Below are 26,437 nucleotides of genomic sequence, written 5' to 3'. Positions count from 1 at the left end.
ATAATACAGTTATTTCAAATTATTGGTGCGAAAAAAAGGCTTTCTCAATTAGTAAAAGGAAAAGTGAATGTACTATTTTGATGAAATATCAACTCTTAATGACTATGATGGGCTTGAAAAAGAATATAAAACAATAGAGCATACAATATATTGAAAACTTACTTGGTATCAAAAAACGATAGTAATGATTATATATACTCTAATTTAAAAACTAATACTTTATTTAATCATAAAAAAATTTCTTTTATGAAAACATCAGCAGAAGAATTTAAAAATGCAAATGTTGCTCATGAGAATATCATTTTACTAAAAAAGATGTTAGTTAAAGGATATATTGAGCAGAGTTTATTTAACAGAAAAAACACTTGTTAAAGATTTACTGAATGTTGTCTTCTGACGTATAGAAATAATAGACTCCGAGATTATAAGAATAGGGTCAAGAAACAGAGAAAATATTCTAAATAACATTTAACAAGTATTAAATAAATTGTTTGGATCTTCAAAGCGAATAATAGAATTCATTCGGTAGAGGATCTTTTACCGAATTGTCTGTTGATCATCTGATTGCTCAGCAGGCTTTAATAAAATAAATAGATTGTCGGTATATCAAACGAAGATTGAGTGCGTGGTGATCAATTTGACCGTGCCAAAACTACTTGAATGCATAAATAAAATCAAAAGTGTCTTAAATGGACAAACAACAAGAGAAGAAGTGTCAGATTGGGCGGGAACTTATATTTATGCGGATGACCCTGAAGTAAAAAACGATAGAGTCTGGGATATGTTAATCCTTTTAAGCGGAATTGATTTGAAAGATTCTCCTGAAACTTATTTACATTCAACAGATGATTTAAATGATTGGATCAAACAATATACGGAGTAATTTGTTTTCTGCTTGGTGGCAAGGCGCTATTGATTAAAAAGAAGCAGGGGATGACAATGTATCAAACGATTAATGAATGGATTGATTATATAGATGAGGGGTGCAGTGTTCTTCATTTAGATTTTAATGTGTTTAAAAAAGAACTCTCACTTGATATTAAGGTTTTTGAAGATGAGGGTGAATATACGCATAAAATTTCATTTCAAAATGTGGCATCCGCTTATTATAGTGCAGATGTTGGCGACATGAGATTGGAAAAAATAGATCCGGAAGAATACAATTGGCAAGTATTTGAGATGAGTTATCATCCAGAAGGAATCGGGAATCTATCAAATTCTTTAATTCCGGAGTATCAATCAAATGCTAACTTTCTCATTGACATGAACAGAATGCTGATTGCTATTGAAGCTGAAACAGTTCGCTTTGATGATCAATCGTTTTATGCATACCAATTAAACACTAAATGATTTAAGACTGAATTGGAAAGTAGCTTTATATCAAAACGATTAATGAAACTAGGCTGTCCGTTACTAATAGCTAATAAATGCATAATTATCACTTCATTTCTAACCTAGGAGCATAACAAATGAAAAAATTAAAAATGAATAAAATCATCAACATGGACACCCAAGATTGTTTTTTCCATGCCGATGCACAGGGGCGTGTCTACATTGGAAAAGGTATGAAAGGAGATATCACCATTTCAATCTATGATCCTTCCGGTGATATTCGGGTTTTTAAAGTGAAAGAGCAGATTTCATACAGTGATATCCTGCTCTTTCAACAATGTGCAGATGGCTATGTCTTCGTTTATTACGAATCGTACGAGCCGAAGGTAAAGGTTTTTTCAGAAGAGGGAAGGGTGAAAAGTGCTTTTCACTTGCCTTCAGGGGTTTCCTGCTGTCTTTTGGATGAGAAACAAAACCTTTGGGTCGGTTTAAATGATGAAGGCATTTATGATGATGAAAATTCCAACGGCCATAGTGTGTGGTGTTTTACGTTAGATGGTCAGCAGAAGGAAATACACATTGATAGAAAGCTCGAAGAAATGGATGCGCCGGCTGTAGATGATTGTTATGGACTTGCAGAAAAAAACGGCTTGATTTATATGCTGTATTACGGAGATGCAGTCATTGCCGCGTTTGACGACACGGTCGTGAGACGGGTATGGATTCTGTCGGATAAAGAGCCGAACTCAGAAGCATTTTATCAGCTTGCGATATCTGAAGAAGGTTTTTTGGTTGGGACGTTCAATTGTTACAGTGAAGAGCTTGAGTCGTCTCTTTATTTGATTTCTGCCGATGTGAGTCAAGAGATGGAAGAGATAACATGCTGTGACTCGAACGGTGAAGCCCTAGATGTTCAACAGCTGAAACTGACAAGTAACGCTGTTTACGCAGTGACCTCTTCTGGTGTTTATAAGCAGGATATCCAATAAGGTATAGGGATGAGATTATGATGAATTGGCACGCTTTAAGTCAGACAAAACAAGAACGCATCTGGTCAGAAGTGAACAAGCTCATAAAATGGAAACCCGGAAGCAGATGTCATCACATCATCCCGCCTGATCCATATCAAGTGTTTGATATTTCAAGCGGGATGAGCGGTAAAGCCAGTAATGATGATGTGGTCAGAGTGCTGAATGATTTAGAGACTTCGATTTTAAAAGCATTTCAATCATGTACTGGAAAACACGATGTGATGTACGCATTAGACTGGCAGCATGACGGATATATCTTTAGCCCTCAACAGACAATGCCTCAGGATGAATTTGGCGAATGGCCTGTTCCCGTATTTCCAAATGGAGACTATTATTTCTTTTTTCATCAGGACTTCTCCTGGGGACTTTTGGGAGACCCGTGGAAATTGACAATCACTGTGTTTGGTGAAGAGCTGTTGGAGGCGATAGATAATGATCCGCCTATCTTGTTTCAAGATAAATGAGATTGTTGCGAAGGGAGGGGATCAGCATGTTTGAAAAACTGAGAAAAAGACAGCAAGAGCTTGAAGAAAAGGCATACCCTGATGAACTGTACGAATTTGAAGCGGAAATCTATGAGTTTTTTATGCTAGTTGATGGCAGTTTGGATTATGTGCTGGCGAATAAAAGGATGCCCAGGCATCAGCGGCGTTCGTTGGAGAAAAGCTTTTTTGAGCTGTATCCTGAAATCTCGACGGCCATGATTAAAAACGATACCGATTTGTATTGTCACATATTATTGTATGAACAAGTCAGACAAGAGATTTGCGTTGCGCTATCCAACTGATAAGGGGAAGATTTTATGGAAATAACCTCTATAAGCAGTATTGGCAATTTGGACATGATCGATCTTAAGTCTGGCCAAGTTGTTACGTCATACGAACTTGAAGATGCAGAGTCGTTTTATCGTTTTTGGGAAGGGCTTGCCTACGATCGAATCATGATACAGGTAATAACGACTGGTTCATTTATAGAAGACCTGTCCGAGTATTTTGAAGGTCATGCTTACAAGGTGACAAAACTGGCGAAACCAGAGTTCCATTTTCAATCCATATTACAGAGAGCAGACCGGGATATTGCAGGTTTTCTATTTCTGTTAGCTTCCATCAATGATGATGTTTTTCTAATCACTGATCCTCAACCGGATAAAAACTATTTTTCCGAAGGCAAACTCCAGTGCCTAACGGACTCAGGCGAACGGATCATGTGGTTTGAATACGATGCTGTAGACATCTATATGGTTGGCGGTAACTAAGAATAGGAGGAATTCATTTGAATATCTCACAATACGAGAAATTGAAAAAGCATCTTTCTGATGAGGATACAGGTCCATTTACATTAAACGAGTTTTCTTTCTATATGAAAGAAGATGATCGTTATATTCAAATTCCTGTGTTTGAATTAAAACTATCAGCTCAAACCTGTGACATTCATTTGCGGTTTGAAGACATTAGTGCATCAAAGCTGGATGACCTTGAATCCATCGATGCGGTTGAGTTGGAGATTGAACCGACTGACGATCAATGGGAAAGACTCCGTTATTATGTGTATGATCAAGAAGATCAGATGAGTTTCTATTGCGGAGGTTGGGATGTGATCAAGTGTGACAAGAAGTCACACTGATTTTCCCCTTTTTTGCTTGAGACCCCCCTTTTTAAATATGGCACATCAATTTTATTTTTCAACGCCATTTTTTTCTGCATTCAGTCATCATAAAGAAACAATCACCGAGTATGCATTAATGTATTCGTTTTCATAGAGGGGGAGTCTTGATGAAAAAATGGATGGCAGCGGTTTTTGTGATGATGCTGATGCTGTGTTTTGGCGGGAATGAGAGGGTGAAGGCAGCGGAGCCGAAGGTGTATCAGTTTGACTTTGGAAGCGGTTCAGTGGAGCCTGATTACATTGGTGTCAGGGCGTCTGATCGGTATGATCGGTCAAAGGGCTACGGTTTTCAAACACCGGAGAATATGAAGGATGTGGCGGCATCCGGGACTGGTGTGAAGAGGGATGCGGTTCAGTTTTTAGCGTATGGGACGAAAAGCAATAACACGTTTAATGTGGATCTCCCGAATGGGCTTTATGAGGTGAAGGTGACGCTTGGCAATACGGCAAGGGCCAGTGTGGCGGCGGAGGGCGTGTTTCAGGTCATTAATATGACAGGGGATGGCGCGGAGGATACGTTCCAAATACCTGTCACCGACGGGCAGCTGAATCTGCTGGTGACAGAGGGAAAAGCTGGCACCGCTTTTACGCTCAGCGCCTTGAAAATCAAGAAATTGTCTGATCAGCCGGTGACGAACCGAACCATTTATGTCGGCGGCGACTCGACGGTGTGCAATTATTATCCGCTCAACAGCAGCAAGCAGGCGGGCTGGGGGCAGATGCTGCCTCACTATATCGATAAACACACCTTTCAAGTGAGAAACATGGCGTCCGGCGGGCAGATCGCGAGAGGGTTCAGAAATGATGGACAGCTTGAGGCGATCCTGAAGTATATCAAGCCGGGGGATTATTTTATATTGCAGCTTGGCATTAATGACACAAATCCGAAGCATAATGAATCTGAAGCAGAATTTAAAGAGATGATGCGTGATATGATTCGTCAGGTGAAAGCGAAAGGAGCGGACGTCATCCTATCAACGCCTCAGGGCCGGGCGACCGATTTTACTTCTGAAGGCATCCATTCGTCTGTAAACAGATGGTACAGGGCCTCTATTTTAGCTTTGGCCGAAGAGGAAAAAACACATCTCATTGACTTAAATGTCCTCAGCTCGGCATACTTTACATCGATCGGTCCGGAAAGAACACTCGGGCTTTATATGGATGGAGACACGCTGCACCCGAACCGCGCTGGGGCCGACGCACTGGCACGATTGGCTGTTCAGGAGCTAAAACGCCAGGGAATCGATGGCTTTTAACACGTCATATTTTCGACAAAACACATATGCCTTCGTCAATTAGAGTATAATGAGAACATCTGCAAGAGACAGGAGTTTATACATGAGTCATTTTAAAAACTATCAAATCAGTCATGACATTTTACGAGCATTGGAAGGACTGGGATATACAGAACCGACCAAGGTGCAGCAGAACGTGATCCCCGCTGCTCTTGAACGAAAGGATCTTGTCGTCAAATCACAGACGGGAAGCGGGAAAACAGCTTCGTTCGGGATTCCTCTCTGTGAGCTGGCGGATTGGGATGAAAACAGGCCGCAGGCGCTTATTTTAACTCCAACCCGTGAGCTTGCGGTGCAAGTAAAGGAAGATATCACGAACATCGGACGATTTAAACGGATCAAAGCGACAGCCGTATTTGGAAAATCCTCCTTTGATAAACAAAAAGCTGAGCTTAAGCAAAAAAGCCACATTGTTGTCGGCACGCCTGGACGTGTTCTCGATCATATCGAAAAAGGCACGCTGCCGTTGGACCGTCTCTCTTATTTGGTCATTGATGAAGCGGATGAGATGCTGAATATGGGCTTCATTGAGCAGGTGGAGGCGATTATCAAGCATCTTCCGACTGAGCGCACGACGATGCTGTTTTCGGCGACGCTTCCGCAGGATATCGAGAAGCTGAGCCGTCAATATATGCAGAACCCCGAGCATATCGAAATCAAAGCGGCCGGGCTTACCACAAGAAATATTCAACATGCGGTGATTCAAGTAAGAGAAGAGAATAAGTTTTCATTGCTGAAAGATGTGCTGATGACGGAGAATCCCGACAGCTGCATCATTTTCTGCCGAACGAAGGAGCACGTCAATCAGCTGACCGATGAATTGGATGACTTAGGATATCCATGCGATAAAATTCACGGCGGAATGATTCAGGAAGACCGATTCGACGTCATGAATGAATTTAAACGTGGCGAGTACCGTTACTTAGTCGCGACGGATGTCGCCGCGCGCGGGATTGATATTGAAAATATCTCCCTTGTCATCAACTATGATCTGCCGCTTGAAAAGGAAAGCTATGTCCACCGCACGGGCCGAACGGGACGCGCAGGGAACAAAGGAAAGGCCATTTCGTTTGTCACGGCCTTCGAAAAACGGTTTTTAGCCGACATTGAAGAATATATCGGATTTGAAATCCAAAAAATAGAAGCACCTTCTCAAGAGGAAGTGGCAAGGAAGAAACCAGAATTTCTAGCTAAAATGAATGACCGTCCGGAAAGCAAAAAGGACAAAAGCGAAGAGCTGAATAAAGACATTATGAAGCTGTATTTTAACGGCGGAAAGAAAAAGAAAATCAGAGCCGTTGATTTTGTAGGAACGATTGCCAAAATAGACGGTGTGTCAGCTGACGACATCGGCATCATCACGATCATGGATAACGCCTCATACGTTGAGATTTTAAATGGTAAAGGCCCTCATGTTCTCAAAGTGATGAAGAACACAACCGTCAAAGGGAAAAAGCTGAAGGTGAATAAAGCGAATAAATGATGAATGACCTGCTCCCAGTTAAAGGGGCAGGTCATTTTGCTGCTGGCTGACATCGGTGCTGGTCTCCTCCGGAACAAAGGCAAGAATCACAATGCCAATTACAAACAGAATGATCAGACTGAACACCGCAGTCGAGGATTTCCCGGTCAGCTGGGCGGTCACGGCAATGAGCAGCGGCCCCATAATTGAGGCGAATTTTCCGAAAATGTTGTAAAAACCGAAGAATTCATTAGCGTGGCGCTTTGGCACAAGCTTGGCGAAATAGGAACGGCTTAGGGCTTGAATACCGCCTTGCGAGGTGGCGACAAGCATAGCCAGTATCCAGAAATCAAGCGTTGTCTCCATAAAATAGGCATACACGCAGACGATCATATAAATGACGATCCCGACGTACAGCATTGTCTTCCCCGTGAAGCGTTCTGCCAGTTTTCCGTATACAATCGAAAACGGCGCGGCGACTACCTGGGTGACAAATAGGATGATCAGAAGGCTTGAGGAGCCGATCCCTAAATCTGATCCATAGGATGTCGACATCGTAATAATCGTGCCGACTCCGTCGATATAAAAGAAATAAGCGAGCAAGAAGAGGAAAAGTGCCCGGTATTGTCTGATCCGTTTCATCGTTTGGCCGAGCCGCTTAAAGCTGTTGATGACAATATGAGGTTCTTTTTTGATGTAATAGCGTTGATGGACATGTTTAATCATTGGGATGGTGAACAGCCCCCACCAGGCAGCCGTTATGAAAAAGGACAGCTGGCTTGCGGCCGATACAGACACTGGAATAGTCTCTGCTTGTGCGAGCAGGATGACAGCAATACTGATGATAAATGGAATCGTGCTTCCAATGTATCCTAAGCCAAAACCCCGTGCCGAGACGAGATTCATCCGCTTCTCAGGCGTGACGTCAACGAGAAAGGCATCATAAAACACATTGGCGCCGGAAAAACCGATAGCCGATATCGTATAAAACAGCAACAATAGCAGCCAATGTTCACTAGGGATAAAGGCGAGCATCGCGGTGCTGGCGACACCGACTGACACAAAGAAACCGAAGAACTTTTTCTTGCACCCTTCATAGTCGGCGATTGTGCCTAAAATAGGCCCGAGCATCGCAAGAATAAACGTTGAAATCGCAATGGTATAGCCCAGATAGGCAGTCGATTGAGCGGCGCTGACACCGCTTTCCGCAGCTGCTGATTTATAAAATAACGGAAATACCGCGGTGGTCACGACAATTGAGTAAGCAGAATTTGCCCAGTCATATAATACCCAGCTGTTTTCTTGTTTCGTAAAACGTTTCATCATCAGAGCCCCTCTCCGGTAACGATACTTCTATTGTACGAGAAATGGGCCTGAAAAGAATGGAATGCACGTCAATTTTTACAAAATATTTATGTTTTTTCGCTTCAAATCATACTTTTGATTTATTGCTGGGGTTAGGTGCATCTGGTACCATTTAACTATATTTTATGGTATTTTCCAGAAGGATTCATCAGAGAGGAGACAGAGCATGAGGCGAATAGGCTTGTGTATAAGCCTGCTGGTCACAGTTCTTGTGATGAGCGCATGCGAAAGTGAAGGTGAGGCTCAGATGTTCGCAGACTGTGATCAAAAGACAGTAAAACAAACCGCAGCCAAACCGATGAGCAGCAAGAAAAAGCAGGATTTCCAAGCCCTCGCAAGCGACAGGCAGCTGGCCATTGTGTTCAGTTCCATGATACAAGTGAGCGAAGCATTTGATTATGGGATCGGCAATCCAGAATACTTCGTGAGAAGCAGCATGACTGAAGAAGAAGCAGACATTGCGAAGGAGAATCTCGAATCGATTAAGCTTGAGAACAAATCGCTCAAAAAACAAAACAGCGAGGCGGTCGCCTTGCTTCAAAAAACGCGTAATCAAGACATGAGCCGCATCGAAATTCAGCAGCTGACAGAAAATAGAGCTGCTTTTTTTGAGACCGCAGACAGTATGATCAAACTCATCGGCCAAGTCACACCGAAAAACGCGAAGAAGACAAGACAGCAGCTGGATCAGCTGAAAAAACAATATACACAATACAGCGCTGAAAGCATTAAAATCATGAACAGCATTGTCAAAAAGCAGAAAGCTGACAAGGCATCATTTGAACGCCATCTAGAGGCGCTGCTTCAAAAACAGCCCGGGCAGCAGGTACGGAGTGAATTGTACTGACCAGCCAGCTTCCGTCTTTCCCTGATGATATTGACCTAGTACAAAAAGAATGTACAATCAAGATATAGTCTGTTCTTAGTTGATTGGAGGGACATGTCATGAAAATTGCGAAGGTGATCAATAATAATGTGATCAGCGTGGTCAATGAACAGGGGAAAGAATTGGTCGTCATGGGCAGGGGGCTCGCATTTCAGAAAAAGTCCGGCGATGATGTCGATGAAGCCCGCATTGAGAAAGTGTTCACGCTCGATAACAAGGATGTATCAGAAAAGTTCAAAACCCTTTTGTATGATATACCGATCGAGTGTATGGAGGTATCCGAAGAGATTATCAGCTACGCAAAATTACAGCTCGGCAAAAAGCTCAACGACAGCATCTATGTGTCGCTGACCGACCATATTAACTTTGCCATCCAGCGCAACCAGAAAGGGCTTGATATCAAAAACGCCTTGCTGTGGGAAACAAAACGGCTGTACAAAGACGAATTTGCGATCGGCAAAGAAGCGTTAATCATGGTAAAAAATAAGACTGGTGTGTCTCTGCCAGAGGATGAAGCTGGCTTTATTGCTCTGCATATTGTAAATGCCGAGCTGAATGAAGAGATGCCCAATATTATCAACATTACAAAAGTCATGCAAGAGATTTTGAGTATTGTAAAATACCATTTTAAGATTGAATTCAACGAAGAATCGCTTCACTATTATCGGTTCGTCACCCACTTAAAGTTTTTCGCGCAGCGTCTTTTTAACGGCACTCACATGGAAAGCCAGGACGATTTTTTGCTGGATACAGTGAAAGAAAAGTATCATCGCGCGTATGAATGCACGAAGAAAATCTCAACCTACATTGAGCGGGAGTATGAGCACAAGCTCACAAGTGACGAGCTGCTGTATTTAACCATTCACATAGAAAGGGTAGTTAAACAAGCATAATGAGAGCGCTGACATTTTTGTTTCCTTGTATTCATTTTTTCTTATATTCACATATGATAATGGTAGGATTGTTACTGATAAAGCAGGCAAAACCTAAATTACAATGAGTGCGGATCATCTCTGTCTGTGCTGATGGTAATTTAGGTTTTTATTTTTTTCAGGGGGAGGGTGATGATAGTTACAGGATTCAAGTAAGTAAGGTTCGGTATTATCATTATTTTGACCGATGTTCCCTTTTAAAAGAATCATGTAAGATCAACATAGAAAACGCTTTCAATGAAAGGAGAATGCCAATATGCCTTATCTGAAAAGAGTGTTGCTGCTTCTAGTCACTGGATTGTTTATGAGTTTGTTTGCAGTCACTTCTACTGCCTCGGCTCAAACAGGTGGATCGTTTTTTGACCCTTTTAACGGCTATAACTCCGGTTTTTGGCAAAAAGCAGATGGTTATTCGAATGGAAATATGTTCAACTGCACTTGGCGGGCTAATAACGTATCAATGACGTCATTGGGTGAAATGCGTTTAGCGCTAACAAGCCCATCTTATAACAAGTTTGACTGCGGGGAAAACCGTTCTGTTCAAACATATGGCTATGGACTTTATGAAGTCAGAATGAAACCAGCTAAAAACACAGGGATCGTTTCATCGTTCTTCACTTACACAGGTCCAACAGATGGAACTCCTTGGGATGAGATAGATATCGAATTTTTAGGAAAAGACACAACAAAGGTTCAATTTAACTATTATACAAATGGTGCAGGAAACCATGAGAAGATTGTTGATCTCGGGTTTGATGCAGCCAATGCCTATCATACTTATGCGTTCGATTGGCAGCCAAACTCTATTAAATGGTATGTCGATGGGCAATTAAAACATACTGCAACAAACCAAATTCCGACAACACCTGGAAAGATCATGATGAACTTGTGGAATGGCACGGGTGTCGATGAATGGCTTGGCTCCTACAATGGTGTAAATCCGCTATACGCTCATTATGACTGGGTGCGCTATACAAAAAAATAATGCCAAATGTGAAAGAGCCTGCTGCAATATAGCAGGCTCTTATCATTGTAATGAGGAGTTGTTGGCATGAATCTTCTAATTACTCATAATATCCTATTTGATCTTCTCCCCTCTGTAAATCACGTACTCACTCAATGCTACGATCAAGCTCATACATTTAGAAAGAAATAATCCCAATCAAAAGTGCGGCAATGGTCATCACAATCGTTGTTCCTACGGCCCATTTAATAGTGAATTTTTGATGGTCGCCAAAGCTGACGCCTGCCATTCCTACCAATAGATAGGTGGAAGGCACAAGCGGGCTGAGCAGATGAACAGGCTGCCCCAGCAAGGAGGCCCTTCCGATTTCAGCGGCGTCTATTCCGTAAGCGGAAGCGGCTTCGGCGATGATGGGAAGGACACCGAAGTAAAAGGCGTCATTCGACATGAAAAAGGTGAATGGCATGCTGACGATCGCAGTGATCAACGGCAGGTGTGGACCCATAGCGTCAGGGATAAGTGAAACGAGAGAATGCGCCATGGCATCCACCATTTTTGTGCCGGAGAGAATGCCTGTGAATATGCCCGCAGCAAACACCATTGAGACAACGTTTAACGCATTACCCGCATGCGCCGAGATTCGTTTCTGCTGCTCTTTGACATTTGGATAGTTGACCATCAAGGCGACGGCGAACGCAGTCATAAAAAGAACAGGGAGCGGCAGCAGGCTGGTGATCAGTGCGGCCATCAGAGCGACAGTCAGCAGCAGGTTAAACCATTGAAGAGCGGGGCGCTTGAGCGGTGCGGCCTCCGGATCGGAAGACGGTGCGTGATCAATCGAAATGACGCCGAGCCGCTTCCGCTCTTTCTTTCCGAGGATATAAGCAACGGCGATTACCCAGAGAATGCCGGCGATCATAGCGGGAATCAGGGGCGTGAAGACCTCTGACGTGTCCAATTTTAAGGAAGCCAAAACCCTCGCAGTCGGCCCGCCCCACGGGATAATATTCATAACCCCCGAACCGAGCATCGCTATTCCCGCTAACACCAAACGGTTCATGCCGAGCCGTTTGTAGAGAGGCAGCATCGCTGCAATGGTAATCATATAGGTTGTTGTCCCATCTCCGTCCAGCGAAATGGTCATGGTCAGAACCGCTGTGCCTACGGCGATTTTTAACGGATCTCCTTTGACAAACGATAAGATTTTGGCAATGAGAGGATCAAACAGACCTGAGTCAATCATAATGCCGAAATACAGGATGGCGAATAACAGCATGATACCGGTAGGGGCGAGGTCTGTAACGCCCTGAATCATCATCTCGCCGAGATCTTTGCCAAATCCGCTGATCAGGGCGAACACAATAGGAACGACAATCAATGCAATAAGAGCGGAAAGCCGGTTAGACATAATAAGGTACATAAAGACAATCATCATCACAAAACCGAGTATGGCAAGCATGATATGACCTCCCCTATTCAACAGCTTTTTTGGTAAGCGCTTCCATCTCTTCTTTCTGTGAAGAAGGCTTATTTCAAATGTGTATGACCGCATATTTATATGTAGACCAAAAATCCTAATGAGCGGATTAGCAGTTTATATGAAGAACGCCACGGGTAAATGTGCTGTAGAATGTTTCGTTTTAAAAAGGGGGAACAGACATGAGTGATGACCAAAACAAACGTGTAAATGAACACTCAAAGGACGAGCAGCTTGAGCAGTACAGGACCGATAACAGCGGGAAGAAAATGACGACAAACCAAGGCTTGCGGGTGTCAGAGGATGAGCATTCGTTAAAAGCCGGGGTTCGCGGCCCGACGCTGATGGAGGATTTTCACTTCCGGGAGAAAATGACGCACTTTGACCATGAGAGGATTCCGGAGCGCGTTGTGCATGCGCGCGGATTTGGCGTGCATGGCTTTTTTCAGGTTTACGAACCAATGACCGAGTACACACGGGCCAAATTTCTTCAGGACCCTTCGGTGAAGACACCGGTATTTGTCCGTTTCTCTACGGTTGCGGGTTCTAAAGGCTCCGCAGACACGGTGCGGGATGCCAGAGGCTTTGCGACAAAATTTTATACTGAAGAAGGAAACTATGACCTTGTGGGAAATAACATTCCGGTGTTTTTCATTCAGGACGCAATCAAATTTCCGGATTTGGTTCACGCGTTTAAGCCTGAGCCACACAATGAAATGCCTCAGGCCGCGACTGCCCATGATACGTTTTGGGATTTTGTCGCCAATAACCCTGAGTCTGCCCACATGGTGATGTGGACGATGTCTGACAGAGGCATCCCCCGCAGCTACAGAATGATGGAGGGCTTCGGCGTGCACACGTTCCGTTTTGTCAATGAACAAGGAAAGGCACGGTTCGTGAAATTTCACTGGAAGCCGGTGCTCGGCGTGCATTCTCTCGTATGGGATGAAGCGCAGAAAATTGCAGGGAAAGATCCGGATTTCCACCGCCGTGACCTGTGGGAAACAATTGAAAACGGCGGCAAGGTTGAATACGAGCTCGGCGTGCAGATGATTGATGAGGAAGATGAATTCAAGTTTGATTTTGATATTCTTGACCCGACTAAGCTGTGGCCGGAAGAGCTTGTGCCGGTGAAAATCATTGGGAAAATGACGCTGAACCGCAACCAGGATAATGTGTTTACGGAAACAGAACAAGTCGCATTCCACCCGGGAAATGTCGTGCCGGGCATCGACTTTACAAATGACCCGCTCCTGCAGGGACGGCTTTTCTCTTATACAGATACACAGCTCATCCGTCTTGGCGGCCCGAACTTCCATGAGATTCCGATTAACCGGCCGGTATGTCCATTCCATAACAATCAATACGACGGCTATCACCGGATGACGATCAATAAGGGACCTGTCGCTTATCATAAAAACTCACTGCAAAACAATGATCCGTCGCCTGCGACAGCTGAAGAAGGCGGCTACGTCCAATATCAGGAAAAAGTCGAGGGCAAAAAAATCCGGCAGCGAAGCGACAGCTTCAACGATTATTACTCACAGGCGAAGCTTTTCTGGAACAGCATGTCTCCTGTGGAGAAACAGCACATCATTTCTGCTTTCTGCTTCGAGGTCGGGAAGGTCAAAAGCAAGGACGTACAGCGGCAGGTCGTTGATGTCTTCAGCAATGTCGATGCAGATTTAGCGGAAGAAATCGCCAAAGGAGTAGGCGTGGCGGCGCCCGCGAAGCGTAAAGCATCTAAAGAAATCCTTACTTCGCCTGCGTTAAGCCAAGCCCGTACAGTGAAAACCGCGTCAACCAGAAAAGTCGCTGTACTCGCCGGAAACGGATTTTATGAAAAAGAAGTGCAAACAGTGCTGGAAGCCTTAAAGCAAGAAGGAATCACAGTGGATATCATCAGTCAAAATCTGGGGTATATGACAAGCGGCAGCGGACAGCAGCTTGAGGCCAGCGGCACGTTCCTGACGGTTGATTCTGTTCTGTATGATGCCGTCTATGCCGCAGGAGGGCCGGAGTTAAAAGACAACAAACAAGCGATGGCGTTTATCAGAGAAGCTTACGATCACTATAAGGCGATCGGTGCGGCAAATGAAGGAATTGACCTTCTTCAATCCTCTGTCGGGACAACAGAGGGACCAGGCATCGTAACAGCTGAAGAAGAACCTGACTACGCCGCTTTCAGCAAGGCATTTATCGATGCGGTTTCTGCTCATCGCCATTGGGATAGACGAATTTGATCGGCTCCTGTATCTTTAAGGAAGATACTTTTCATAAGGAGCATGACAAATGAACGAAAAACAGCTCGCTGAAGCTTACGAACGCGATGAAAATATGATGATTTTGGTGTTTGCCCAATGGTGTGTAAACCATGATCTTGATCCGGTGGAGATGTACGCCAAAGCGTATCCGCAGCAAAAGCTGAATGAAAGCTTGAAAAAAACCATGGACGATCTGGTCGTGCCAAAACACGAAGCAGAGCACATTCCGGACCAGACTGTCATTGCGGTATTAGAGATGTTCGGAAATACAGATTTGGCACAAGCCGTTCATGAAGCGATTTCTGGGCGCAAACAGTAAAAAAGAGACATCCTGTGTCTCTTTTTTTATTGGAAAAATCATGCTGTTAGACCTAGAAACTTCTTTCGATTTAATCAGTCTATAAAAGTGTGTATTGCTTAAATAAGGGAATGATAAACAACGACATCAAAGGAGGAGATTGTATGAAATGGAATAACATGCTGAAAGCCGCGGGGATTGCAGTCTTGCTTTTTTCCGTATTTGCATATGCGGCTCCATCTTTAAAAGCAGTCGCGAAAACACCGACTGTCAGCACCCATACGTACAAAAATATCAAGGAGTTAACGTATCCACAAGTGCATCACATCGGGAATGCCGTGTTTGAAAAGAAAATCACTCAAGAGCTGGAAGCCTACATTGAACAATCGTATCAGGAATACCTGAAAAACAAAAAAGCAGGCGAACAGCAGGGCTTTAAAACGGAATATCAAACATCCTTCAGCGTCAAATACAATGCGGCAGGCAAGCTCAGCATTCAAACACTCAATTATATCTATTCAGGGGGCGCCCACGGTTTAACGTCTGTCCAGTCCTTCAACTATGACTTGAAAGCACAAAAGCGGGTGACGCTGGATCAGATTCTGAACACCAAAACAAAAGTCAGCAAAACGAGAGATTATCTATATAGCTATATCAAAAAACACGATGAGCTGTTTTTCCCTGATGTTAAGAAAGAGGATATAACCCTAAACAAAGACACAATGTTTTACTTTACGGCAAACGGGATCGCCATCGTCTTTGGCCAGTATGACTTGGGGCCTTATGCAGCGGGAATCCGGGATGTGCAGGTTCCAGCCTCTATTTATCAATAATCAAAAGAGCCATATCCGAAAAGGGATATGGCTCAATGTTTCTACCACACAAACAGGCCGACAATCGCAGCGCTTAATAAAGATACCGCAATTCCGCTGACGAGCAGTTTCCACACGTTTCTCCCGATGACCGTTGACTTTTCTCCGTCAAGGATCGAATTGTACGTGCCGTAAATCATGCCGACAGTACTGAAGTTTGCAAAGGATGTCAGGAATGTCGTCGCCACCGCAACGGTGTGAGGCGGAAGGGATTTGAGATTGTTTTTCAAGTCAAGCATCGCAACAAACTCGTTCGTTGCTAATTTCATGCCCATCAGCTGAGCAACATACATCGCATCGTGCACTGGCAATCCAAGCAGGAATGCGAACGGACTGAACAGATAAGCAAAAATCGTCTGGATGGTCAGGCCGTGTACGAAAACGCCAAGAATGCCATTAACTGCTGACGTTAATGCGACATATCCGATCACCATTGCCAAAATAACGATAACCATGTTCATGCCGACAAGCATACTGTTAGAAATCGTAGAGAAAAAGTCTTTCTTCTCTTCTTTAGGCGGTGTATAGATGATATCTTCATCCTCCGGCACGTGAACAGGATTCAGCAGGTTTGCGATAATCAGCGCGTTTAAGCAGTTCAAAGGAATGGCTGTAAACACGTATGTCGCAGGCACCATTGAAAGATAAGATCCGATAATGGAGCCGCTGATGCTGCTCATGCTCATTAAGCCGAATGTGAGCAGGCGGTTGTTGCTTAAAACCGTTAGCTGCTGGCGGATAACCGCAAGTGCTTCGGTATTTCCCAGAAACATCATTTGAATAGAGAAAAAGCTTTCTAATTTCGGCAAGCGGGAAGCCTTTGAAATCACCCATCCGATTTTATCAATCAGCCAAGGCAAAATGCCGAAATACGTTAAAATATCAAAGAATGTGACGATAAAGATAATTGGAAGAAGCGCACTAAAGAAAAAGTCTACTGTTTCATTCGCCATCACTGACGGAAAGGCAAACGCGATACCGTCACTGGCGCAAGCAATCAGCCAAGTGAAGAAATCACCGATTTTACCGATGGCCCAGCTTCCGACTTTTGTTCCCAGCATAAACCAAGTAATCAGCAATTCCAGAACAATTAACGTCATGATCGGGCGCCACTTGATTTTCTTTTTCTGCGGAGAACATAGGAATACAACTGCCATAATCACAATGAGACCGACAAGGTTTAGTAAAAAGTACATGATAGCAACTCCTATGAGGGTTATTATGGAAACAAAAAAAGCTCTTATCCTTCACAAATTCTGGAAGTGCAGAAAGTGTGAAAAATAAGAGCAAACAGAAAAGAACTTGTCCTTTTCAACTCGTTCAAATTTATTCAAACTTTCTTGTAGTCTAGTTTTTTACGGTTACTAGGTAGAAACAATCAGACCATATTACTGATCATATACAAGAATGTCTTTTTCTAAGATGATAGCAGTATTTTATCCTTTCACTTTTTGAAAATCAACCTTTTTAACTATTTTCACAATAATAAAATTTATATTCTAAAATGAGAAAATAAAGGAAAAACATGCTGGATTGCTATGCTGATATGATGTTGGCGGGATACCAGCATGTCAGTACTGATTTTTCTTCACTATAAGGTTCCAGCTCCTGGATATTTGTTGTATGATGGAAACGGGGAAACCCATACAGCAGAAAGGGAGTTTTTTTCATGATTATCCAATTCATTCGTTATAGATAATGACAGGTGTAGACAAACTGCCAGACCTGGCCAATTTTTGAGATAGGCCTAGGTTTATTTGTCTATGCCTTTTTCATTTATCTAAAAATGAATGAATGGGGTGTTTTTTATCATGAAGCGAACAGTTGATTTCAGCATGTTTCGATGCCCGCTCTGCGATTCTTCTATGGATGCGGCATCAGGGAAAAGCTTGATTTGTACAAAACGAGGACATACATTTGATCTATCTCGGCACGGCTACGTGAACTTTCTGACGAAGCCGGTCAAAACCAGTTACAATGCCGAGCTTTTTGAAGCGAGGAGCAGGCTGATTGGAGAATGTGGTTTTTTTGACCCGCTCCATGATGCGATTGCAGAACTCATCAGTCATCCCACATCTGGTCATGAGGCATTCACCATCCTGGACAGCGGTTGCGGTGAGGGTTCTCATTTGAATGCGCTTTGCGGGTTTGATTATGCAGGGAAAGCAGCGATAGGAACCGGCATAGATCTTTCGAAAGATGGGATCTTAAAAGCTTCTAAGGCATTCAAAGATCAGATGTGGGCTGTTGCCGATGTGGCGCGTGCTCCTTTTCATGATCGCCAATTTGATGTTGTTCTGTCTATTTTTTCGCCGTCCAATTATGCAGAGTTTCATAGACTGCTGAAGAATGATGGCATGCTCGTAAAAGTAGTGCCGCGAAGCGACTATTTAATAGAATTAAGGCAATTTTTATATACTGATTCACCAAGGCGCACGTATTCCAATGCGGCAGCTGTTGAGCGTTTTGCAGCAAATGCAGCACACAGCCGTCCTGTCAGGCTGCGCTATGTTAAAACGCTTGACCAGCAGGCGATCCACTGGCTTCTCAAGATGACGCCGCTTGCCTGGTCGGCGCTGAAAGATCGAGTCAGCCTGCTGAAAGAGATGAAAACAGCCGATATTACGGTTGATGTTGATATCCTAATAGGAATGAAATGAATGGCAGAGGAAAGCTCCGAAAAAAGGGAGCTTTCCTTTTTTAATCGGAATAGTTGGCCCACGCTTCTCGTACATATATGGAAAGGGGACGGAAACAGCCGATGCGGACAGGTTTTTGTAAACGCTTTCTAGTTCGCGGAAACGGGGGATGTGTGTGTGGAACTGATCATCATTCTATTGGCGTTAGGTTTGCTGATGTTTACGGCGTATCGGGGATTTTCTGTCATATTGTTTGCGCCGATTTGCGCGTTATTCGCGGTGCTGCTGACAGATCCAAGCCATGTGCTTCCTTTTTTCTCATCAATTTTTATGGAGAAGATGGCGGGTTTTATTAAACTGTATTTCCCAGTGTTTTTGCTCGGTGCCATTTTTGGAAAGGTCGTTGAAATGGCCGGGCTTGCGGCATCAATCGCGAAAACAATTGTCCGGCTTGTCGGGGCAAAAAGAGCGATACTTGCCATTGTGTTGATGGGCGCTGTCTTGACGTACAGCGGTGTCAGCCTGTTTGTTGTCGTATTTGCCGTATATCCTTTTGCGAAAAACATGTTCCAAGAAGCAAACATACCCAAACGCCTCATCCCGGGAACGATTGCTTTAGGTGCTTTTACGTTTACGATGGACGCGCTTCCGGGAACGCCGCAAATCCAAAATGTCATCCCGACGTCGTTTTTCAAAACAGACATTTATGCCGCCCCTTGGCTGGGCTTGATGGGCGCAGTGATTGTGCTGGCAGCTGGGATGCTCTATTTGGAATCAAGGCGGAAAAAAGCGCAGGCATCTGGCGAAGGCTATGGCGGTTTTGATACGCAGAATGCTGCTCCTGAATCGATTGAGTCCGCGGCTGAACCGGACAAAAGCCCGATTCGGCACGCGCTTGCCTTTGTCCCGCTTATTCTCGTCGGTGCAGTGAATAAATATTTCACCATTTACCTGCCAAAGTGGTATCCGAATGGATTTGATTTTTCTTCCATAGGATTAAAGGAGTTCGGCAGGCTTGATATTTCTTCAGCGGCTGCTATTTGGTCGGTGGAGATTGCTTTAGTGATTGGCATCATCACAACGATTTTATTTGATTGGAGAAGTGTGTTTGCCCAATTGAAGGAAGGGCTTAATGAAGGGATTGGCGGCGCCTTGCTGGCATCTATGAATACGGGTGCCGAGTACGGGTTCGGCGGTATTATCGCCGCGCTGCCGGGGTTTCATAAGCTGAGCAGCGGAATTTCACATACTTTTACCGATCCGCTTGTAAATGGCGCCGTTACGACAACTGCGCTGGCGGGAATCACCGGCTCGGCTTCAGGAGGAATGGGCATTGCATTAAGCGCGATGTCAGAACAATACTTACAGGCGATTCAGGCTTACAATATTCCGCCAGAGGTGATGCATCGGGTCATTTCAATGGCATCAGGCGGGATGGATACACTGCCGCATAATGGCGCCGTTATCACGCTTCTGGCCGTGACGGGTTTGACCCACCGGCAATCCTATCGCGATATTTTTGCGATCACGCTCATTAAAACGGCTGCCGTATTTGCTGTGATCGCGATTTACAGCCTGACTGGTCTAGTGTAGAAGAAAACGAAAGGGGCATCAATATGGGAAAAGTGCTGTCATCAAGCAAGGAAGCTGCGAAACTGATTCATGATGGGGATACGCTGATCGCGGGAGGGTTTGGGCTGTGCGGCATCCCTGAACAGCTCATTTTGTCTATAAGAGATCAGGGAGTAAAGGATTTAACCGTTGTCAGCAATAACTGCGGAGTCGATGACTGGGGGCTTGGTTTGCTTCTGGCTAACAAGCAAATCAAGAAAATGATCGCTTCCTATGTCGGTGAAAATAAAATTTTTGAGCGGCAGTTTTTAAGCGGAGAGCTTGAGGTCGAGCTTGTTCCCCAAGGAACGCTTGCTGAGAGAATTCGTGCAGGCGGTGCAGGTATACCGGGATTTTATACGGCGACAGGCGTCGGCACCTCCATAGCCGAGGGAAAAGAACATAAAACATTCGGCGGCCGGACTTATGTGCTTGAGCGAGGCATTACCGGCGATGTGGCGATCGTCAAAGCGTGGAAAGCGGACACCATGGGCAATTTGGTTTTTAGGAAAACGGCGAGAAATTTCAATCCCATTGCCGCCATGGCAGGCAAGATCACGATTGCCGAGGCGGAAGAAATCGTGGAAGCAGGAGAGCTCGATCCAGATCACATCCATACGCCGGGAATTTACGTACAGCATGTTGTGCTTGGCGCGAGCCAAGAAAAACGGATTGAAAAACGAACAGTTCAGCAAGCATCGGGAAAGGGTGAGGCCAAGTGAAGGAAGCGAGAAAACGAATGGTCAAACGGGCTGTACAAGAAATCAAGGACGGCATGAATGTGAATCTCGGGATTGGAATGCCGACGCTTGTCGCAAATGAGATACCCGATGGCGTTCACGTCATGCTTCAGTCGGAAAACGGCTTGCTCGGAATCGGCCCCTATCCTCTGGAAGGAACGGAAGACGCGGATTTGATCAATGCGGGAAAGGAAACGATCACTGAAGTGACGGGCGCCTCTTATTTTGACAGCGCTGAGTCATTCGCGATGATAAGAGGCGGGCATATCGATTTGGCTATTCTCGGCGGAATGGAGGTTTCGGAGCAGGGGGATTTGGCCAATTGGATGATCCCGGGCAAAATGGTAAAAGGAATGGGCGGCGCCATGGATCTCGTCAACGGGGCGAAACGAATCGTTGTCATCATGGAGCACGTCAATAAGCATGGTGAATCAAAGGTGAAAAAAACATGCTCCCTTCCGCTGACAGGCCAGAAAGTCGTACACAGGCTGATTACGGATTTGGCTGTATTTGATTTTGTGAACGGCCGCATGACACTGACGGAGCTTCAGGATGGTGTCACAATTGAAGAGGTTTATGAAAAAACAGAAGCTGATTTCGCTGTAAGCCAGTCTGTACTCAATTCTTAATGGGAAGGTGTTTGACATGAGAAAACAAGTCGCCTTGGTGACAGGGGCTGCCGGCGGAATCGGATTCGAAATGGCAAGAGAATTCGCCCGGGAAGGCGCCAGCGTCATCGTTTCAGACCTCCGTCCGGAAGCATGTGAACAAGCAGCCTCCAAGCTTGCAGAAGAAGGCTTGGACGCGGCGGCCATTCCGTATGATGTGACAAAGGAAGCGCAAGTTGCTGATACGGTGAACGTCATCCAAAAACGATACGGCCGCTTGGATATTTTGGTGAACAATGCCGGTATTCAGCACGTCGCTCCGATTGAAGAGTTTCCGACAGAAACCTTTGAACAGCTGATCAAGGTCATGCTGACGGCGCCCTTTATTGCAATGAAGCATGTTTTTCCGATCATGAAAAAACAGCAGTTTGGCAGAATCATTAATATCGCGTCTGTTAATGGATTAGTCGGCTTTGCAGGGAAATCCGCTTATAATAGCGCCAAGCACGGCGTCATTGGACTCACAAAAGTCGGGGCGCTGGAAGGCGCGCCCCACGGCATAACAGTCAATGCGCTCTGCCCGGGTTATGTCGATACCCAGCTTGTACGCAATCAGCTTAGCGATCTATCGAAAACTAGAAATGTCCCTTACGACTCTGTACTTGAACAAGTCATTTTTCCGCTTGTGCCGCAAAAGCGACTGCTTTCCGTCAAGGAAATTGCGGATTATGCCGTGTTTTTGGCAAGCGAGAAGGCGAAGGGCGTCACTGGGCAGGCTGTCGTCCTTGATGGGGGCTACACCGCACAGTGACATAAAAAAACACACTTGCTCCGCTAGGGAATCAAGTGTGTTTTTTCTTTGCTTATTTCCAAACATCATTAGCGATCTCAACCACATGGCGGAGCTTCGCCCATTGCTGTTCTTCAGTCAGCTTGTTGCCTTCCTCAGTTGAAGCAAATCCGCATTGAGGGCTGAGGCAAAGCTGGTCTAAGCTTACATAACGGGACGCTTCTTCGATACGACGTTTCACGTCATCCGGATTTTCAAGCTCACCGAATTTAGATGTCACTAAGCCAAGAACAAGCTGAAGATCAGACCGTTTTACGTAACGGAGAGGCTCAAATCCGCCTGAGCGTGAATCATCATACTCTAAGAAAAGTCCGTCAAGATTCAAGCCGTCAAAAATGGTTTCGGCGGCTGCGTCATAGCCGCCTTCCGCTGTCCAAGTGGACTGGAAGTTGCCGCGGCAAATATGCATGGTTACCGTCAAGTCATCCGGGCGGTCTGCAATCGCGTCGTTAATCGATTTCGCAAACAGCTGGCGAAGCTCATCAGGCGTTGTTCCGAACGCTTCGATTTGTTTTAAGCCTTTTTCTGATAAGAAAACGGCCCACGCTGTATCATCAAGCTGGAGGTAGCGGCAGCCTCTGTCATAAAACGCTTGAATCGCTTTTTTATATGCTTTGGATACATCATGCTGGAAAAGGTGATAATCTTTTTTATACGCATCCTTTTCCAGTTTTCCGCGGAAAAACAGCATATTCGGGCTTGGAATCGTCATCTTTGGCGTCGCGTCACCGGCAATGCTATGGAGAAACGAATAATCTTCAAGCATTGGGTGAGTTGAAAAGTCGATATCACCTGTGACTTTAATGCCGCGTGCTTTTGTCTGTACGTTATGGAATTGGATTCCGTGCTCAGGAGTAAACGGCTCAACGCCATCTAAGTTTTCCAGGAAATCAAAGTGCCACCATGCTCTGCGGAATTCACCGTCTGTCACGACGTTCAGGCCGGTTTCCTTCTGTTTTTCCACAATGCGGATGATTTCATCGTTTTCAATTTGGCGAAGCTGTTCAGCGGTCATTTCGCCGGCCGCTTTTTGCAGCCGCGCTTTTTTAACGGGCTCAGATCTCAACAGGCTTCCGACTTGATCCGCGCGAAACGGCGGTTTTTTTCTTTGAAGTGATTTTTGTTCTGCGGGTGTTGTTTGGTGTGACATGTTGTCCATTCCTTCTTTCCATTCAAATATAAAAAAGCTCTTCCTTTGGATAAGGAAGAGCTTGCGTGACAATCTCAACCTTATCTTCAAGAGCAATCATTGCTCTAAAGGATTTAGCACCATTCTGTTAAACAGCGGTTGCCGGGTATCGCAGGGCCAGTCCCTCCACCTCTCTTGATAAGGAAAACCTTTTTATGAAATTTTCTGATAGTATCTATTATTCACACATTTTCTATTTCTGTCAATGATAGATTATCTCCACACATCGTTGGCAATGTCGATGACATGGCGAAGCTTTGCCCATTGCTGCTCCTCTGTCAGAAGGTTGCCTTCTTCTGTAGAGGCGAAACCGCACTGCGGGCTCAGGCATAGCTGGTCCAAGCTGACAAAACGCGCGGCTTCATTGATGCGGCGTTTCACATCCTCAGGATTTTCAAGCTCGCCGTATTTCGATGTGATCAAGCCGAGCACAATTTGCAGATCCTTGCGCTTCACAAAACGGAGCGGATCAAAGTTTCCGGAGCGGTCATCATCGTATTCCAAGAAAAGGCCGTCAAGGTTTAAGCCGTCCAAAATCGTTTCCGCTACAGCGTCGTACCCTCCTGATGCCGCCCATGTTGAGCGGAAGTTGCCGCGGCAAATGTGCATTGTGATCGTTAAATCGTCAGGCCGGTCTGCGACGGCATCGTTAATTGTTTTGGCAAATATGGCTGGCAATGTTTCTGGATCACCGCCGAGCGCCCGGACAACCTCTCTGCCTTTTTCCTCAAAGAAGAGAGACCATGACGTATCATCAAGCTGGAGATAACGGCAGCCAGCATCATAGAAGGCTTTGATTGCTTTTTTGTACGCTTGGGCCAGATCATGAAAGTATTCCTCTTGATCGTCATAAATCCCTTTATCCGCCTTTTCGCCAAAAAACAGCATATTTGGGCTGGGAATGGTCAATTTTGGCGTCGCGTTACCGGCAATCTCATGTAAAAATTGATAATCAGCAAGCGCTGGGTGGCTCGTAAAATCGAGTTTTCCCGTCACTTTGATGCTGCGCGCTTTCGTTTTTGTGTTATGGAACTGAATTCCCTCAGCCGGGATGAACGGTTCCACACCGTCAAGCCCTTCCAGGAAGTCATAATGCCACCAGGAACGCCTGAATTCCCCGTCTGTTACCACATCGAGACCGATTTCCTTTTGTTTTTCCACGATGCGGGTGATCTCTTGATTTTCGATATCACGAAGCTGTTCCGCTGTGATCTCGCCGGCCGCTTTTTTCTGCCGGGCTTCCTTCACCGGAGCGGAGCGCAGTAAACTGCCGACATGATCGGCGCGGAAAGGTGCTTTGCGTTGTTTTTCTGTTTTTTGTCCTGCAACATTCGTTTGTTGAGCCATGTTATTCGCCTCTTTTCTGAAATATTGAGCATGTAAAAAGCTCTTCCTTTGTGAAGGAAGAGCTTGAACGATCAAATCTCCGCCTCATCTGCAAGAACGCAATGTTCTTAAGGATTTAGCACCATTCTGTTTGTAACAGCGGTTGCCGGGTATCATAGGGCCAGTCCCTCCACCTCTCTTGATAAGGTACAACTTCATATTCAGATTTCAATTATCTTAATATTATTACTTTTGCATCAATTGTCAATGCTTTTTAGAAAATACTTTCATCTTCATCGTTATATAAAACCATATCAAGCACGATAGCGATGGCAGTGCAAATCAGAACATCTTCCTCGTTTGCAATCTGCAAGTGATAGGAATCACCCCAACTGAGCCACTTTTTGCTCACTGACATCCGGACACTTTCCCCGTCCGTCAGCTGGAATTCATCCCTCCATAAATCACCATCGATTTCCCAGTTAAGCCCGGAAATCACAAATTTCGGTTTGAAAAACGTTACTTTCTTCGTTACCTCACAAACTGTTTTCCCGCCAATTGAAATCTCATAGCGCGGCAATAAAGACATTAGTTTTTGTTCTATGGAAACGAGCGTTTTCCCAGATGAGTCTGTCATTTGTAATGAGTCTCCTAACGAGAAAAAACGCCCCTCCACCTTGAATGTTTCTTGTTCATCCCGGTCATAAATGTGAAATGCATCTTTAAATGAGAACATTTTTTGTTTCATAAATAACTCGATCATTGCTGAAGTCTCCTTTGGGTTTGCCTTGTATGAAATTACGGATAGGTGGCGAAAAGGTTTCAGGCTCTAAATCAAAACAATTTTAAAAGGCTGCGTGATTCAGCAGCCTTTTCATTTGAAATATAGAATTAGGAAAGATGCATCCGGCGTTTTTGGCGGATGGCGTCAAGGTCGATTAGGTTGTTGTGATGAGGTGCGGCTGCTGGCAGAGGGCTTGTCTTTTGCGGTTTGCGGCGATTGTCCTTGCTGAAAGAAAAAAGAAGATAGCCGCATAATGCGATGATAATAAATAGGATCATATTACATACCTCCCAAAAAAAGTTTTGGTACTCTCTATTGTACGGATAAAAAGTCAAAAAGTATTCAAAAAATTCTAAATCAATAAATAACGAGAAACTGTCCCTCTAAAACAGTATAACCTGATGACCTGAAAATAGTCTTGAATTACGCTGTTTGCTCTTGTTGATGATTGGTTCTATAGTTACTATCGACGATAAAATAAATTCCTTTATATAACTTTTAACCTAAGTTTACGTAATTCTAATTACCTGTTTTTGGGTGCTGTTTTCTTGCTTGTTTGGTTTATACCCTATTTTGCGGAATTGAACACAAAAAACCCAAATTACGGAGCATTTGGGCGGTACGGGTGAATACGGATTGTATTTAGGGGATTTGAATGTTTTATTTGAAGAAGCGTTTGAACATTTTTCTGATTTTTTGAAATGGGCTGGATTTCTTTTGCATGTTAAGCGGCCTGGAAATGATCCATTTTTTCAAGAGACTCTTGGCAGCGATTGCATGTTTTGTCATTGTTTTTCCTCCTCATTTGTTGATACTTGTTTTACGGAGGACGCGTTTAAAATGTTTC

27 protein-coding genes, 2 pseudogenes and 3 riboswitches are annotated in these 26,437 nt (G+C 44.6%); of the genes and pseudogenes, 21 read left to right on the top strand and 8 right to left on the bottom strand.

Annotation, left to right across the window (positions count from 1 at the left end; all coding sequences use genetic code 11):
• Positions 1–595: 595 nt before the first annotated feature.
• The 10 genes and pseudogenes from NYE49_RS20125 to dbpA all read left to right on the top strand — a co-directional run bounded on the left by NYE49_RS20125 (position 596) and on the right by dbpA (position 6,806).
• Positions 596–883, top strand: a complete 288-nt coding sequence (locus NYE49_RS20125; protein WP_250540416.1) for a DNA-binding protein — start codon at positions 596–598, stop codon at positions 881–883.
• 50 nt (positions 884–933) lie between these two features.
• Positions 934–1,350: a hypothetical protein gene (locus tag NYE49_RS20120; protein ID WP_047183596.1), complete on the top strand. Its 417-nt coding sequence runs from the start codon at positions 934–936 to the stop codon at positions 1,348–1,350.
• A 119-nt stretch (positions 1,351–1,469) separates the two neighbouring features.
• A pseudogene (locus NYE49_RS20115) lies at positions 1,470–1,796 on the top strand (DNA-binding protein); the annotation flags it as partial.
• A 72-nt stretch (positions 1,797–1,868) separates the two neighbouring features.
• Positions 1,869–2,321 carry a hypothetical protein gene (locus NYE49_RS20110; protein ID WP_041338043.1) on the top strand — a complete coding sequence of 151 codons (453 nt, stop codon included), beginning with the start codon at positions 1,869–1,871 and terminating at the stop codon, positions 2,319–2,321.
• A 17-nt stretch (positions 2,322–2,338) separates the two neighbouring features.
• Positions 2,339–2,827 (top strand): DUF2716 domain-containing protein, encoded by a 489-nt coding sequence (locus tag NYE49_RS20105; RefSeq protein WP_080344243.1) that lies wholly within the window; start codon positions 2,339–2,341, stop codon positions 2,825–2,827.
• Positions 2,828–2,853: 26 nt separating this feature from the next.
• A complete protein-coding gene (locus NYE49_RS20100) occupies positions 2,854–3,150 on the top strand; it encodes a YxiJ family protein (RefSeq protein WP_047183430.1) in 297 nt (98 codons plus the stop codon).
• Positions 3,151–3,165: 15 nt separating this feature from the next.
• Positions 3,166–3,618: a hypothetical protein gene (locus NYE49_RS20095; protein WP_047183429.1), complete on the top strand. Its 453-nt coding sequence runs from the start codon at positions 3,166–3,168 to the stop codon at positions 3,616–3,618.
• 17 nt (positions 3,619–3,635) lie between these two features.
• Positions 3,636–3,764: pseudogene (locus tag NYE49_RS20090) on the top strand (hypothetical protein); the annotation flags it as partial.
• A gap of 371 nt (positions 3,765–4,135) precedes the next feature.
• The gene (locus NYE49_RS20085; RefSeq protein WP_047183428.1) at positions 4,136–5,284 is read left to right on the top strand and encodes a GDSL-type esterase/lipase family protein; all 1,149 of its coding nucleotides are present in this window, start codon (positions 4,136–4,138) and stop codon (positions 5,282–5,284) included.
• Between the two features lie 82 nt (positions 5,285–5,366).
• The gene (gene dbpA / locus NYE49_RS20080; protein ID WP_047183427.1) at positions 5,367–6,806 is read left to right on the top strand and encodes an ATP-dependent RNA helicase DbpA; all 1,440 of its coding nucleotides are present in this window, start codon (positions 5,367–5,369) and stop codon (positions 6,804–6,806) included.
• An 18-nt stretch (positions 6,807–6,824) separates the two neighbouring features.
• Here the strand turns inward: dbpA and NYE49_RS20075 are convergent, their stop codons facing one another.
• Entirely contained in the window at positions 6,825–8,111 is a 1,287-nt protein-coding gene (locus NYE49_RS20075) for an MFS transporter (RefSeq protein ID WP_080344242.1), read from the bottom strand.
• 205 nt (positions 8,112–8,316) lie between these two features.
• On the opposite strand from NYE49_RS20075, the gene NYE49_RS20070 reads away from it, so the two are divergent.
• From NYE49_RS20070 to bglS, 3 genes are all read left to right on the top strand, one after another.
• Positions 8,317–8,997, top strand: a complete 681-nt coding sequence (locus NYE49_RS20070; protein ID WP_047183425.1) for a hypothetical protein — start codon at positions 8,317–8,319, stop codon at positions 8,995–8,997.
• 98 nt (positions 8,998–9,095) lie between these two features.
• The gene (gene licT / locus NYE49_RS20065) at positions 9,096–9,929 is read left to right on the top strand and encodes a transcriptional antiterminator LicT (RefSeq protein WP_047183424.1); all 834 of its coding nucleotides are present in this window, start codon (positions 9,096–9,098) and stop codon (positions 9,927–9,929) included.
• A 295-nt stretch (positions 9,930–10,224) separates the two neighbouring features.
• Positions 10,225–10,953 carry a beta-glucanase gene (gene bglS, locus NYE49_RS20060; RefSeq protein ID WP_015483903.1) on the top strand — a complete coding sequence of 243 codons (729 nt, stop codon included), beginning with the start codon at positions 10,225–10,227 and terminating at the stop codon, positions 10,951–10,953.
• Positions 10,954–11,110: 157 nt separating this feature from the next.
• Here bglS and citH read toward each other — a convergent pair whose 3' ends face one another.
• Positions 11,111–12,391, bottom strand: a complete 1,281-nt coding sequence (gene citH / locus NYE49_RS20055) for a citrate transporter CitH (protein WP_003227205.1) — start codon at positions 12,389–12,391, stop codon at positions 11,111–11,113.
• A gap of 200 nt (positions 12,392–12,591) precedes the next feature.
• Between citH and NYE49_RS20050 the strand changes: the two genes are divergently transcribed.
• The 3 genes from NYE49_RS20050 to NYE49_RS20040 all read left to right on the top strand — a co-directional run bounded on the left by NYE49_RS20050 (position 12,592) and on the right by NYE49_RS20040 (position 15,804).
• Entirely contained in the window at positions 12,592–14,652 is a 2,061-nt protein-coding gene (locus tag NYE49_RS20050) for a catalase (protein ID WP_342410695.1), read from the top strand.
• A 49-nt stretch (positions 14,653–14,701) separates the two neighbouring features.
• Positions 14,702–14,992, top strand: coding sequence for a hypothetical protein (locus tag NYE49_RS20045; protein ID WP_015385058.1), 291 nt, complete (start codon positions 14,702–14,704; stop codon positions 14,990–14,992).
• 143 nt (positions 14,993–15,135) lie between these two features.
• Complete coding sequence (locus NYE49_RS20040) at positions 15,136–15,804, top strand: DUF3298 and DUF4163 domain-containing protein (protein WP_047183421.1); 669 nt, start codon at positions 15,136–15,138, stop codon at positions 15,802–15,804.
• Between the two features lie 41 nt (positions 15,805–15,845).
• Here NYE49_RS20040 and NYE49_RS20035 read toward each other — a convergent pair whose 3' ends face one another.
• Positions 15,846–17,039: a NupC/NupG family nucleoside CNT transporter gene (locus tag NYE49_RS20035; protein ID WP_014478419.1), complete on the bottom strand. Its 1,194-nt coding sequence runs from the start codon at positions 17,037–17,039 to the stop codon at positions 15,846–15,848.
• Between the two features lie 127 nt (positions 17,040–17,166).
• Positions 17,167–17,268, bottom strand: a riboswitch (purine riboswitch).
• A 386-nt stretch (positions 17,269–17,654) separates the two neighbouring features.
• Between NYE49_RS20035 and NYE49_RS20030 the strand changes: the two genes are divergently transcribed.
• From NYE49_RS20030 to NYE49_RS20010, 5 genes are all read left to right on the top strand, one after another.
• Positions 17,655–18,503 (top strand): methyltransferase domain-containing protein, encoded by an 849-nt coding sequence (locus NYE49_RS20030; RefSeq protein WP_342410692.1) that lies wholly within the window; start codon positions 17,655–17,657, stop codon positions 18,501–18,503.
• A 156-nt stretch (positions 18,504–18,659) separates the two neighbouring features.
• Entirely contained in the window at positions 18,660–20,075 is a 1,416-nt protein-coding gene (locus tag NYE49_RS20025; protein WP_015385055.1) for a GntP family permease, read from the top strand.
• 23 nt (positions 20,076–20,098) lie between these two features.
• Positions 20,099–20,815 carry a succinyl-CoA--3-ketoacid CoA transferase subunit A gene (locus NYE49_RS20020; protein ID WP_014481335.1) on the top strand — a complete coding sequence of 239 codons (717 nt, stop codon included), beginning with the start codon at positions 20,099–20,101 and terminating at the stop codon, positions 20,813–20,815.
• The gene (locus tag NYE49_RS20015; RefSeq protein WP_003243049.1) at positions 20,812–21,462 is read left to right on the top strand and encodes a succinyl-CoA--3-ketoacid CoA transferase subunit B; all 651 of its coding nucleotides are present in this window, start codon (positions 20,812–20,814) and stop codon (positions 21,460–21,462) included. The genes NYE49_RS20020 and NYE49_RS20015 overlap by 4 nt, the downstream gene beginning before the upstream one ends.
• Positions 21,463–21,478: 16 nt before the next feature.
• On the top strand, positions 21,479–22,252 hold the full coding sequence (locus NYE49_RS20010; protein ID WP_015483900.1) for a 3-hydroxybutyrate dehydrogenase: 774 nt from the start codon (positions 21,479–21,481) through the stop codon (positions 22,250–22,252).
• A 52-nt stretch (positions 22,253–22,304) separates the two neighbouring features.
• On the opposite strand, the gene NYE49_RS20005 is transcribed toward NYE49_RS20010, so the two are convergent.
• The 5 genes from NYE49_RS20005 to NYE49_RS19985 form a co-directional block, all read right to left on the bottom strand.
• Entirely contained in the window at positions 22,305–23,441 is a 1,137-nt protein-coding gene (locus NYE49_RS20005) for a 5-methyltetrahydropteroyltriglutamate--homocysteine S-methyltransferase (protein ID WP_047183418.1), read from the bottom strand.
• A gap of 77 nt (positions 23,442–23,518) precedes the next feature.
• Positions 23,519–23,625: riboswitch (SAM riboswitch) on the bottom strand.
• A gap of 68 nt (positions 23,626–23,693) precedes the next feature.
• Entirely contained in the window at positions 23,694–24,827 is a 1,134-nt protein-coding gene (locus NYE49_RS20000) for a 5-methyltetrahydropteroyltriglutamate--homocysteine S-methyltransferase (RefSeq protein WP_047183595.1), read from the bottom strand.
• A gap of 81 nt (positions 24,828–24,908) precedes the next feature.
• A riboswitch (SAM riboswitch) is annotated at positions 24,909–25,015 on the bottom strand.
• A gap of 65 nt (positions 25,016–25,080) precedes the next feature.
• Positions 25,081–25,569 (bottom strand): LURP-one-related/scramblase family protein, encoded by a 489-nt coding sequence (locus NYE49_RS19995; protein WP_047183417.1) that lies wholly within the window; start codon positions 25,567–25,569, stop codon positions 25,081–25,083.
• Positions 25,570–25,697: 128 nt separating this feature from the next.
• A complete protein-coding gene (locus NYE49_RS19990) occupies positions 25,698–25,952 on the bottom strand; it encodes a hypothetical protein (protein ID WP_080344241.1) in 255 nt (84 codons plus the stop codon).
• Positions 25,953–26,250: 298 nt separating this feature from the next.
• Positions 26,251–26,379: a hypothetical protein gene (locus tag NYE49_RS19985; protein ID WP_003227241.1), complete on the bottom strand. Its 129-nt coding sequence runs from the start codon at positions 26,377–26,379 to the stop codon at positions 26,251–26,253.
• Positions 26,380–26,437 lie beyond the last annotated feature (58 nt).

The sequence above is a fragment of the Bacillus sp. FSL L8-0358 genome, assembly GCF_038593095.1.
Lineage (GTDB): Bacteria > Bacillota > Bacilli > Bacillales > Bacillaceae > Bacillus > Bacillus subtilis.
Note: the sequence above shows the minus strand (reverse complement) of the source record. Positions and strands in the feature narration are given on the sequence as shown.